This is a genomic window from Shewanella livingstonensis (assembly GCF_003855395.1).
GTDB lineage: Bacteria > Pseudomonadota > Gammaproteobacteria > Enterobacterales > Shewanellaceae > Shewanella > Shewanella livingstonensis.
Window position 1 is genome coordinate 1,793,170 of the sequence record NZ_CP034015.1, and the last position, 11,484, is coordinate 1,804,653.

Genomic DNA, 11,484 nt, shown 5'->3' on the forward strand with positions numbered 1-11,484 from the left:
AGATTGGTGCTTTTAAGTAATGGCAACATAGGTATGTTAATGGGTGATGAATTTCTAATTGCAGCTTTAGTGTACGTTATTGCATGTCTTGGTTTAGTGCTTTACTTGCAAAAACAGTCGAGTAAATTAAAGACTAAAGTGGATGCCCTGACCGTGTTAGTAAAAGAAAGCGACCGTCAGCGCGAAGCGGTTAAACGTGAACTACATGAGTTGCGTAGTGGCACTATTGGCGTGGGTAGGCGAGTTGTAGAATTAGAGAAAAAACTCTCTAAGCAGTTTGATATGCTTGAAGAAGCTAGCCAACAAGATCCACAAGCCAAATTATATTCTCGGGCCGTTAAAATGGTTGGTCTTGGGGCTGGAATTGAGGAGCTAATGCAAGAGTGTGAACTGCCTAAGGCAGAAGCTGAATTAATACTTCGTCTGCATCGTAAATAGTCTAATATTGTTCCTTTGACTTGCCATTATAAAAAAAGCCATCGATATGATGGCTTTTTAGTGAGTCCCTTTCTTAGTAGGTAATGTCAGTTCGTCTTAGGTTAAGTACGCTACTTACGACGCATCTTAGCAACGAACATACCATCACTATCAGCTTGCTGAGGCCAAATGGTTAACGTATCACATTGCTGTCCAGTAAAAGGATGCGTGACCGGTTCAAGTTCAAATTCAGACGTTTCAGATAAGAAGTCTTTTACAATTTGTTCATTTTCACTTGGTGATAAAGAACAGGTTGCATAAACCAATTTACCACCTGATTTTACTGCAGCTGCGCTACGACGTAAAATGGCTAACTGTAGTATTGGCTTGTCAGTAATGGCACTTGCATCATCAAGCCAGCGCATATCTGGGTTGCGGCGCCAAGTACCAGTACAGCTACATGGTGCATCAACTAACACACCGTCAAATGCTTTCACATTGACCGGTAATATTTCCCCCTTCCAAGGTGCGACGTTAATATTATCAAAACCAGCACGTTTTGCCCGTTTACGCAGTTCTTCTAACGGTTTATGGCGAATATCCGATGCTGTAATGCTGCCTGTAAAGGTTGAGTTTTGCTGTGACATTAATGAATACAACTGTAAGGTTTTTCCGCCGGCACCGCTACACGCATCCCACCATTGTTCATGGTTTTTAGGCTGGCATATTTGGCCAATAACCTGGGAGGCCAAGTCCTGGATCTCAATATGACCTAGTTTGTAAGCCGTTATCTCATTTAGATTAATGCTCTTATGACCCAGACTGATGGCATCAGTAAAGTAAGCACTTGCTTTTGCTTCAACACCCGCTTGGTTAAGCGACTCAATTACTTTTGCTGTTGATAATGTTTGTACTCTAGCCCAGATAGGCGGTCTAGTACTCATGGCGTTTACAAGCGCATATTGTTCAGTGGTATCTATAGGACAATATTGCCAAAACCATTGTGGTAATAATTGGCTTATTTGACTGGTTTCGATGCCACTTAATGTAATAAAGCCTGCTAACTTAGCCTCTAGTGATGCATCATTTTCTAGCAGAGTCTTATCGGCGCGCGCTTGAGGCCAATCAGCAAAGTCATTCCAAGCTTGAGTTATGTCATTCCACTCATGTTGTTCTAACATCGCACAAGTACTGAGTTGTTGAAACCATGTAGTGTGTTGCTTGCTTGACTCTAATTGGTTTAACCAACCCCACCAGCGAAATAGGCCAAACAAACTTTCACGGATTACTCGTCTGTCTTTAGAACCATGTTTTTTATGTTCGCGGAAATATTGGCCGATAATTCTATCCGCAGGCATGCTAGTACTCATTACCTGATTAAAGAGTGTCGCAATTGTTGAAGAATAACTTAGCGCACGTTTTTGGGCTGGTGTGGTCGCAGCAATTTCTTGCGCATGTGTGTCGTCTGATGTTGTTGCGTTAGACATGGCGGAAATATTATGGATCATGAATGGACCTGATGTTACGTGACAGCAAATAACTCGGTGCTGTACAGCGGACTATTTTTTGCTAGTTTAACACGGCTTATCTAAATAATGAGCTAAAACTGCGATGCTATAGAAATGGCTAAAATGTTAACAACAACCTTCTAAAGAGAAGCCACCTAGAAGATTACCACTATGATTGGAGGATTAAATGCAGGACTAACGTTAAAGTTGCCACTCCATGATGAATGATTTCATCATGGAGCTTAAGTATTAAAAATCCAAATCTAATGCGAAGCATAAATAAGCCATTAGTGCGCTTGTGTGTAAATACTCTTGTGCGCAAAACTCCACAAAATCTGCCTGACATATTTGTTGAGGGCTGATGGGTTTTATAGCGATAAAGTCTTTTCGCTTTAGCTCATCAATCATGGGGTGGTTTTTATCAAATCCGCGCGGTGGCCTAGATAAACAATCGCCTGTCAATTCAAATCCTGCCTGCTTCAATTGACCCAATGCTTTTTGGTAAGCATTAGGGTTTTCATCAATACACTGACGAATAGCATTGAGGGCTTTTGATTCTGGGTGCCAAATACCGGCGGCAATAAAGCATTCATCATTGGCAATATGAACATAAAAACCTGGAGCATGAACATCTTTAGCTTGAAAGTGTTTAAACTGAATACCAACATTGGTTTTATAAGGCGTTTTATTCTTACTAAAGCGACTGTCTCGTTGTGGGCGCATTAGACTGCCGCCGACTTTTTTAGCTACCGCAATGAATCGTGGCGATAAGGCTAAAACGGGTCCTTGCATTGCTTCTATAAACTGTAATGCAGGTGTTCTAACTTGATCTTCGTATTGTTGCTGATTGGCCTTAAACCATTCTCTATCGTTGTTAGCTGCTAGACTGTTTAAAAAATCGAAACTGAGTTGACTGAACATGACGATACCTTTTTGACAATAACAATGCAGATAATGAAGTGATAACTTGGCTAATATGGTAAACAATGTCTGCTCTTAGTGAAATAGCTATGATTGATTTAACTCATTAATATTGTGAACGTTATTTGAGCATTTTAATATTATTTATGTTTTTTGTGTGTTTAAGCTCAAAGTAAACTTAACTTTATAATGGATTAAAAACTTTGCAATTTTTTATCTAACTTACTGACATAGAAATTTTTTTTAGCTATGTTATTAATGTTAATTTGATATAAATAAAGTGTTGGTGTTAAAATTGTTGTTAAGGCTAATTTATTGGTGTAAAACCTTGTTGGTTGACATCGATTAGCGTATATATCCTATGAGTAGTGCAATAAGCTAAGCTGATTGTGACGTCCACTCAAATATTGATTTTATTAAACGATTACACTTTGGAATGAATAATTCCTCTACAAGAAAGGATTGACCATGACTGAACACTCCCTCGGTATTGTGGGTTGGCGTGAATGGGGCACTTTTCCTGATATTGGCAACGAAAGAGTCAAAATCAAAGTGGATACTGGCGCAAAAACATCTTGTTTACATGCGTTCAAAATAAAACCGTTTCAAAAAGATAATCAAAAATGGGTTCGAGTCTGGCTTCATCCTGACCAAGGTTCTGATCGTGAAGTCGTGTGTGAATTTCATGTGTTCGATCGCCGAGATGTCAGTGACTCAGGCGGTCACGTAACAAAACGCTACGTGATAAAAACCCCGATCCTTATCGGAGAACAACTTTTTGACATCGAACTGACATTGACCAATAGAGATCACATGAAATTTAGAATGTTATTGGGTCGTCGCGCTTTAGAAGGGCGTTTTTTGGTTAATTCAGCAGAATCATTTCTAGCAGGAGAATAACAAATGAATATTGCAATAATGTCGAGAAATAAGAATTTATACTCGACCAGCCGCTTAAAAGAAGCTGCAGAAGCTCGCGGTCACGTTATCAAAATTGTCGACCCATTAAAGTGTTATATGAATATCAATATGAATGCACCCAGCATTCATGTTCGTGGTGAAGAATTGCCTAAATTTGATGCGGTTATACCACGCATCGGCGCATCGGTGACTTTTTATGGCACCGCAGTATTACGTCAGTTTGAAATGATGGGCACTCACCCACTAAACGAGTCAGTTGCTATTACTCGCTCGCGTGACAAATTACGCTCCTTACAACTTCTATCTCGCAAGAATATTGGTTTACCGGTAACGGGCTTTGCCAACAAACCTGCTGATATCCCTGATTTATTAGACATGGTTGGCGGAGCCCCATGTGTGATTAAGTTACTTGAAGGTACTCAAGGTATTGGTGTGGTATTAGCCGAAACTCGTAAAGCAGCCGAATCTGTTATTGAAGCATTTATGGGTTTAAAAGCTAATATCATGGTGCAAGAATATATTGCTGAAGCGGGTGGTGCTGATATTCGTTGCTTCGTAATTGGTGATAAAGTGATTGCCGCAATGAAACGCCAAGCATTGCCTGGCGAATTTCGTTCAAATTTACACCGTGGTGGTTCTGCTAGCATTGTTAAATTAACTCCTGAAGAGCGTTCAACGGCATTACGTGCTGCTAAAACCATGGGGCTCAATGTTGCTGGTGTAGATATTTTGCGTTCTAAACATGGTCCATTAGTGATGGAAGTGAATTCATCTCCGGGTCTTGAAGGTATCGAAAAAGCCACCGGTATTGATGTCGCTGATAAAATCATTCAATTTATTGAAAAAAATGTTAAATCTACTAGCGCTAAAACGAAAGGAGTTGGTTAATGGTAAGAAAGCACGAACCGTTTGTTATCGGTGATGTTAGCGTACCAGCAGGCACTCAACAAAGTGTCAAATTGCCCGCAGCAAAACTGTATAACGATACACCGATGGATCTGCACGTTGAAGTGTTTCACGGCACTAAAGCGGGACCTGTTTTATTGGTTTGCGCAGCGATTCATGGTGATGAGTTAAATGGCATTGAAATATGTCGACGCTTGCTCGGTCGTGTGAATGCTAAAACCTTAACGGGAACATTACTTGTTGTTCCTATCGTTAACGTATTTGGTTTTATTCAACAATCTCGCTATTTACCGGATCGCCGCGATTTAAATCGCTGTTTCCCAGGTTCTGCTAAAGGTGCGCTAGCAAGTCGATTAGCGCATTTGTTTAGTAGCATTTTAGTTAAACGTGCGACGCATATTGTGGATTTACATACTGGGGCTATTCATCGTGAGAACTTACCGCAGATCCGTTGCGATACCGACGATGAAGTGATGCTCGAGATGGCTAATGCCTTTGGTGCTCCGGTGATAATGTCATCTAAAGCACGTGAAGGTTCAATGCGTGGTTACGCTAACAGCCTTAACATTCCTTGTATTTTATATGAGGCCGGTGAAGCATTGCGTTTTAGCGACATGTCGATTAAGTCTGGCGTTAATGGTGTCATCAATGTGATGCGCTGTTTAAGCATGACTAAAGGTAAAATTAAAACTAAAACCACCAGTGTTAATGCAAGCCGAAGCTATTGGGTGCGCAGTGAGTCTGATGGATTGGTTAATATAAAACTTAAACTGGGTGAACGAGTGTCTAAAGGCCAGGTGTTAGCCAACATCGTTAATCCTTTAGGCGGCGATCCATCACCACTACTAGCGCCGACAGACGGTATTATTATTGGTAACAGTAATATTCCGGTAACCAATGAAGGCGAAGCCTTGTTCCATATTGCGCAATTTAGCGGTGATGAGATAGAAATTATCAACGACAATCTTGACGATTTTATGCAAGAGTATGCTGAATAAGCTGCGTGCATCAACGTTCGCTTTAAGCTGTTAACTTTGCCGTGAGGCAATGTTACATCATAGGCTCAATAGCAATACGTTGTCAGCTAAATTAACCCGTGGGGCTATCAAGGTCCTGCGGGTTAAGTTTATGCCTCTGAGTGTCTTAAATGCGTTAAATTAATTATTGTATTGAATTTTTTCAAATGCCTATCAAGCTATAATCAGCCTATCAGCCTATCAGCCTATCAGCCTATCAACCAAAAGTAGTGTTACTTCGATGATGATGTCCGCTTAATTTCAGACACCGAACGGCGTGGCCGCATTAGCTATTATAACGATGCTTTGTTGAGGTCAGTGGTTTTGATGAAAGTGATTTAATTGGTAAACCAGTTAATTTAGTGCGCTATCCAGACATGCCAAGTGAAGTTTCAAGGAAATGTGGGCATGTATTTAAAGCGATAAAGTGTTGATGGGACGGGTTAAAAATCGGCGTAAAAATCGCGTTTTTCCGTAGGCACCTTAGGTAAGAATTGATAATACGCTACAGAATTTGTTATAGAGTCAAAATAGGCCAGAAACTTTTGCAGTTTCTGGCCTATTTTTATGTTAGTGCTTATGATCAGAGCACTGGAGCATTACAGCGTAAATCGTTCAACCGAGGTGGTCAGTGAATGAGCTAATTGATTTAGTTGTTGGCTTTGTTCTGTCATCGATGTCGATTCTTGTGCATTTTGCTCTGCAGCATCAGCAGTTTGGCTCATGGTAAGTTCTATTTGTTGGCTATAATTTACTTGTTCATTAGATGCATAAGTAATACTTTGGCTCATGCCATTGATGGTGCTCAAAGCCTTTTCAATTTGCTCAATAGCATCATGCAACGACTGACTTTGTTCCACACATTCACTGGCTTGTATTTGTCCTCGAGAGATAGCATTTACGGCATGAATCGTTTCTTGTTGCAGGGCATTAGTCATGGTTTGAATCTCGGCTGTTGATAATTGCGTTCTAGAGGCCAATGAGCGAACTTCATCGGCTACTACGGCAAAACCACGGCCATGTTCACCCGCTCTCGCCGCTTCAATCGCCGCATTTAAGGCTAATAAATTGGTTTGATCGGCAATCGCACTAATAGTCGTTAAAATTCCGCCAATATTATTACTGTGCTGACTCAGTTTGGCCATGATCTCAACAGAGTCGTGCAGGCTGGCAGATAAGGTTTCAATACGGATACGATTATCATTAGCAATTCCCTTTATTTGTACCCCTTGTAAAGAAGCTAATTTGACATGCTGTTCTGATTCGGAGGCTTGCTCATTCACCTGATTTGAACTGTGATGGATTTGTTCTGCAAGTTGCTTAGCTTGACCAATACTGCTGATTTGAATTACTGCTGATGTAGATATCTTTTCACTTTGCTCTTGTGAGCGGATAGCAGCTGCATCGAGTGAGTGAGCATCATGGCTAATGGCTTCAAGTAAGTGAGTTAACTCGTCAGACAGTTTATTAATATTATCCATCAACTCACCGAATTCATCATTATTTCGCTTAGTTAATCGATGAGATAAATCACCGCTAGCGATGCGCGATAATGCCCTGTTAATTGCTTGTAAAGGGCCTAACATCGCTTTTGAGGTAAAGTAATAAATAAAGGTCGCCATTAATACAAATATTACAGCCATTGAAATTGCTAATGTTTTTGCGGTACTCACTTCATCTATTGCAACTATTTGTAACTCTTGAAATCTTTTGTTAGCGAGTTTGACTAATTGATCTAACTGATGATTAGTGGCGTCAAAAAACGTATTGGCTTGTTGATGACTTTGTTCAGCCAAACTTTGATTATTGACGACATTTTGTTGCGCGGTATACAAGGTGCCAGGAGCATCGGTGAACTGTTTAATGGCACGCAAATTAGTGTCAAAATCGGCAAATAGGGCAGTAGCATTTAAATATTCAGCCTGTTGGGCTAAGTAATTACCATTGACAGTTATGTTACCTAATAACATGGCAACATCTTGTTTATGGATATTGATTGCCTCTACAGAAGTTAATCGGCCTAATTCTGTCATGGTATTGCCAAGTGTAAATAACATATCGTCAATGCGCACTCCGCCGCTAATGACTTCTGCTAATAATGGTGCCTCGTCAGTAGATGCTTCGATAAGCTCTAAATCAATCATATTGTTACTGGCGCTTATACGCGCATCGTCAAACTGTTGTTTTAGGTTGGTAAAGCTAGCGCGAGTTTGCTCTATGTCGAGTTTTGCTCTGAACATGGTTTGCGATTGTTGTACGTACTGCTGATAAGCATTTTTTGCTTGAGTTAATGACTGTTGCATCGTAGGCTGGTCGGCTACTTTTATTAACAGCGTGGTTAATACGTTATTGAATTCTTGTTGTAATTGATTAAATTGTTTAAAGCTGAGATTGATATTGTCATTACCTGTTTGTGAATAAGCTAGGCTATCTGTCTTTGCCATTTTTAATAAGGTAATTTGCAGTGCATTTGATTGGTTTTGAACGGGAACCGCTAAGGTTTCAATATTATCATTTGCTGTTTGAATTTGATTTAGAGAACTATAGAAAAAGCTACTTCCAGTAAGCAGTAACAAGCCTATTGAGGCAAATCCTAAAGCTATTTTCTGTTTGATTGTCAATTCGAATATTGTCATTTAATATCTCTTATTGTAATTTTCTGACATTCATTCTTACAGTCTTAATATCTCACTAAGCATATTCATTGTCTGAGTACGACATACTCTAGACTAGTTCGTTGTTAAAAAAATGTAAATACACTTGTATAAAAATAGAAATATATCTTTGTTTTAATAGTAATATTTTACTATTACGATGTAGATTGCTGTCCTGTATCAATGTCTGTCGATTGAGACCGTACCGCCATCATCAGATAGATAATCCTGGGTAGACCATTGTGAGTAAAAATTTCGGATAAAAATTCAGATAACTGTTTATAGTCGAATAGACAACTTTCAACTGTTTGATTAACGTCTAAACAATATATTTTTTATCGCTAAAACGGTTACTTTTATCACTATTGCAATTATTCGAGGTTAATGTGGATCTACAATCGGTAATACTAACGCAACCAGATGGCCAAGATATCAATACCATGTCATCAAAAATTGTCTGTATTGGGCGTAATTATGTTGAGCATATTCACGAGCTGGGTAACGACATACCCGATGATATGGTGGTATTTCTTAAGCCTAATTCAGCTATTTCTAATAGCTTATTAAGTTATGCTGGTGAAGCTTTGCATTATGAAGCCGAGTTATGTTTTATGGTAAGTGATGGTCAGTTTAGTGCAGTCGGTGTTGGGCTGGATATGACCAAGCGCGAGCTGCAAACCAAGTTAAAAAACCAAGGCTTACCATGGGAGCGAGCAAAAGCCTTTGATGGTTCGGCATTATTCAGTGAATTTATTGCCATAACAGCAAATATGAAAGATTGGTGCTTTCAATTAACCATTGATAATGCCGTGACGCAATTAGGTCATCAGCAATTAATGATGTATCAACCACAGGATATATTTAATGTTGTTAGTGAGTTTATGACTTTAAATGATGGTGATATTGTGATGACCGGAACCCCCAAAGGCGTAGGCGTGGTGACAGCAGACAGTACCTTTGAGCTGAGCTTATGGGCTAATGTGCCATTTAATGTATTTGAGACTGCGTTGTCTGGCGATAAACCGATTGAACAGCTTTGTGGTAGCCCAGAAATCGTTAAGCAATGGCAGGCTAAATAATATTAGTGCACGTCATAGAGCAAGCTCGAAATAAAAAATGACCATCTTTAATAAGATGGTCATTTTTTAAGACAAGTAAATTGGCACTATCTCATTAACGCTACGGCTTCCATATCTAGCTCGATATCAGTGCAACCTTTAACACAATAAATCCCCGGGGCTTTATCTGCGGGTTTGGCCTTTGTAGTGTTAGGTGGCAATTGTAACGTCAGCGGTTTATTACAGTCGTTGCAAGTGGCACTATTGCCTTTTAGCATGCGCTTAATCAGATTTTTTTGTTGATTAAACGACGCCAGTGTTGGATCGTTAATCGTTGAAAAATCAAGTTTCTGGGTATCGCTCATGTTGGTTCCTATCTTTATAGCTGAGCTCGCAATCAAGCGAGATCACTCTATTACTTGGTCGATCAGTTTATCGATCACTTTACTTGGTCAATAGGGCGCCAGCGCTGTAATGCTACTGGAAGACTCACACCTTGCGCCGTTAATAAATTCACTCGGGCCAAATAAGCTGCGCCATGCATTAAGTGTTTAGCTAAGTCTACTGCATGACGCTGGGTGTAGTCATCTAAATAACTGCCTTTTGCCCAAGCATTAAATGCGCCAAGTGATGGTCCGGCCCAAATTTGATAGTCCATCTCGCGGCCCACTTCACCTGAGTTTGACCAGCGGCTTGATAAACCTAGATACCAGCGGAAAATTAACGCCATTTTACGTTTAGGGTTATCTTTAGCGCGTTCAATTTGTTTTGGGTCACGCTCATTAAAATGCGCTACGGTGCCAGCCCAAATGTCTTCTAAACTTGAACGGAATACTTGTTTTTCAAGCTTTTCACGCTCATCAGCAGGGATTGCGTCGATAGAGTCATAGCGAGTATAGAGCTCATATAATTTGTTGGCGCGCATCGGGAACAAGGTGCCGCGCTTTACCACTTGCAGCTTAACACCCATTTCGAACATATCGGCAGCAGGTGCCATAGTCACATCGGCCATTTCAGTCGTGGCGAGTAACTTACGAGTATGCTCGCTGGCTCCGGCTTCTACACAGGCTTGGTTGATTGAACCGGTAACAATATAGGCTGCGCCCATATGAAATGTCGCTAGTGCAGCATCTGGCGTACCGACCCCACCACCGGCACCCACGCGGATAGGCGTTTTGTAATTGTATTGCGCTTGCACCTCATCTTTTAATGCCAAAATAGTCGGCAGTAAAGTCACTAATGGACGGTTGTCAGTATGACCGCCTGAGTCTGCTTCGGCAGTAATATCATCAGCCATTGGCACTAGCTGCGCCAGTGCCATTTGCTCTGCGCTGATAAGACCTTCATCAACCAATTGTTGTAGCATTTTAATTGGCGCAGGTTGCATAAACTTAATCGCCACTTCAGTACGGCTGATTTTAGCAATCACTTTATTGTCTATTTGCACATCGCCATTTGCATTGCGGCTTAAACCAGCTGCACGGTAATAGACGATTTGCGGGGTTAAGCCTAAAAAGGCTGACGCCTCAACGGTACGCACTTTATGCTTTAAAAATAGCTCGACACTGCCACGCTCTAATGCTGGCTCGCTTGGGCTGTGGATCAAGTTAAACATGTATGGGCCATTAGGCAGCGCTTCTTGAATGCGCTTAATCGCTTGTTCAACCCGTGATGGAATTAACCCTGCTGCGCCAAACGAGCATAAAATACCCGCTTGGCCTAACGCGATAACCAGCTCTTCAGAAGAAATACCATTGGCCATCGCGCCAGCGTAATAGGCATATTTTACCCCATGGACGCGGCGAAAATTACTGTCGTCTAAGCTTTGGGTCCCTAGGGCAGGGGCAAATGCGCTCACTGGCAGTGCATTTATCGCTGTAATAGCATCGGTCACAACTTGAGCTTGTTGCGCCACACCTAAACCATACTGAGTGTCGTTAACCACATAACACGCTTGTGATAAATCTTTAAGTTTTTTGTCCATGCCTGAGGGCTCGAAGCTGACGTGTGGCTGACTAACTTGCCAAGGCCAAGGAGAAAGCTTTTCGTTATGCACTTGTGTTGTCATTATTATTATCCCTGT

General features: G+C 40.9%; 10 protein-coding genes. 5 read left to right on the forward strand and 5 right to left on the reverse strand.

All coding sequences use genetic code 11. The features are described 5' to 3' along the window. The first annotated feature begins 39 nt into the window (after window positions 1-39). Window positions 40-438, forward strand: a complete 399-nt coding sequence (locus EGC82_RS07805; protein ID WP_124730262.1) for a DUF2802 domain-containing protein — start codon at window positions 40-42, stop codon at window positions 436-438. Between the two features lie 110 nt (window positions 439-548). Here the strand turns inward: EGC82_RS07805 and EGC82_RS07810 are convergent, their stop codons facing one another. Both EGC82_RS07810 and EGC82_RS07815 read right to left on the reverse strand, forming a co-directional pair. Then, the gene (locus EGC82_RS07810) at window positions 549-1,925 is read right to left on the reverse strand and encodes an RsmB/NOP family class I SAM-dependent RNA methyltransferase (protein WP_124730263.1); all 1,377 of its coding nucleotides are present in this window, start codon (window positions 1,923-1,925) and stop codon (window positions 549-551) included. A 249-nt stretch (window positions 1,926-2,174) separates the two neighbouring features. Then, complete coding sequence (locus EGC82_RS07815) at window positions 2,175-2,846, reverse strand: DUF2461 domain-containing protein (RefSeq protein ID WP_124730264.1); 672 nt, start codon at window positions 2,844-2,846, stop codon at window positions 2,175-2,177. A gap of 468 nt (window positions 2,847-3,314) precedes the next feature. On the opposite strand from EGC82_RS07815, the gene EGC82_RS07820 reads away from it, so the two are divergent. From EGC82_RS07820 to EGC82_RS07830, 3 genes are read left to right on the forward strand one after another with little or no spacing between them, the layout of a single operon-like run. Beyond that, window positions 3,315-3,746 carry an ATP-dependent zinc protease family protein gene (locus EGC82_RS07820; RefSeq protein ID WP_124730265.1) on the forward strand — a complete coding sequence of 144 codons (432 nt, stop codon included), beginning with the start codon at window positions 3,315-3,317 and terminating at the stop codon, window positions 3,744-3,746. A 3-nt stretch (window positions 3,747-3,749) separates the two neighbouring features. After that, the gene (rimK, locus tag EGC82_RS07825; protein WP_124730266.1) at window positions 3,750-4,655 is read left to right on the forward strand and encodes a 30S ribosomal protein S6--L-glutamate ligase; all 906 of its coding nucleotides are present in this window, start codon (window positions 3,750-3,752) and stop codon (window positions 4,653-4,655) included. Then, window positions 4,655-5,671, forward strand: a complete 1,017-nt coding sequence (locus EGC82_RS07830) for a succinylglutamate desuccinylase/aspartoacylase family protein (protein ID WP_124730267.1) — start codon at window positions 4,655-4,657, stop codon at window positions 5,669-5,671. The genes rimK and EGC82_RS07830 overlap by 1 nt, the downstream gene beginning before the upstream one ends. 617 nt (window positions 5,672-6,288) lie before the next feature. Here the strand turns inward: EGC82_RS07830 and EGC82_RS07835 are convergent. Beyond that, window positions 6,289-8,325, reverse strand: coding sequence for a methyl-accepting chemotaxis protein (locus tag EGC82_RS07835; RefSeq protein WP_244212556.1), 2,037 nt, complete (start codon window positions 8,323-8,325; stop codon window positions 6,289-6,291). Window positions 8,326-8,783: 458 nt separating this feature from the next. Between EGC82_RS07835 and EGC82_RS07840 the strand changes: the two genes are divergently transcribed. Next, entirely contained in the window at window positions 8,784-9,422 is a 639-nt protein-coding gene (locus EGC82_RS07840) for a fumarylacetoacetate hydrolase family protein (protein ID WP_124732593.1), read from the forward strand. An 86-nt stretch (window positions 9,423-9,508) separates the two neighbouring features. On the opposite strand, the gene EGC82_RS07845 is transcribed toward EGC82_RS07840, so the two are convergent. Beyond that, entirely contained in the window at window positions 9,509-9,766 is a 258-nt protein-coding gene (locus EGC82_RS07845) for a hypothetical protein (protein WP_124730268.1), read from the reverse strand. A 74-nt stretch (window positions 9,767-9,840) separates the two neighbouring features. Beyond that, window positions 9,841-11,469: an eicosapentaenoate synthase subunit PfaD gene (pfaD, locus tag EGC82_RS07850; protein ID WP_124730269.1), complete on the reverse strand. Its 1,629-nt coding sequence runs from the start codon at window positions 11,467-11,469 to the stop codon at window positions 9,841-9,843. Window positions 11,470-11,484 lie beyond the last annotated feature (15 nt).

Coding starts and splice junctions, on each gene's coding strand:
- EGC82_RS07815 (WP_124730264.1), bottom strand. CDS start 2,846: ATGTTCAGTCAACTCAGTTTCGATTTTTTAAACAGTCTAGCAGCTAAC.
- EGC82_RS07830 (WP_124730267.1), top strand. CDS start 4,655: ATGGTAAGAAAGCACGAACCGTTTGTTATCGGTGATGTTAGCGTACCA.
- EGC82_RS07845 (WP_124730268.1), bottom strand. CDS start 9,766: ATGAGCGATACCCAGAAACTTGATTTTTCAACGATTAACGATCCAACA.
- EGC82_RS07805 (WP_124730262.1), top strand. CDS start 40: ATGGGTGATGAATTTCTAATTGCAGCTTTAGTGTACGTTATTGCATGT.
- EGC82_RS07835 (WP_244212556.1), bottom strand. CDS start 8,325: ATGACAATATTCGAATTGACAATCAAACAGAAAATAGCTTTAGGATTT.
- EGC82_RS07810 (WP_124730263.1), bottom strand. CDS start 1,925: ATGATCCATAATATTTCCGCCATGTCTAACGCAACAACATCAGACGAC.
- rimK (WP_124730266.1), top strand. CDS start 3,750: ATGAATATTGCAATAATGTCGAGAAATAAGAATTTATACTCGACCAGC.
- EGC82_RS07840 (WP_124732593.1), top strand. CDS start 8,784: ATGTCATCAAAAATTGTCTGTATTGGGCGTAATTATGTTGAGCATATT.
- EGC82_RS07820 (WP_124730265.1), top strand. CDS start 3,315: ATGACTGAACACTCCCTCGGTATTGTGGGTTGGCGTGAATGGGGCACT.
- pfaD (WP_124730269.1), bottom strand. CDS start 11,469: ATGACAACACAAGTGCATAACGAAAAGCTTTCTCCTTGGCCTTGGCAA.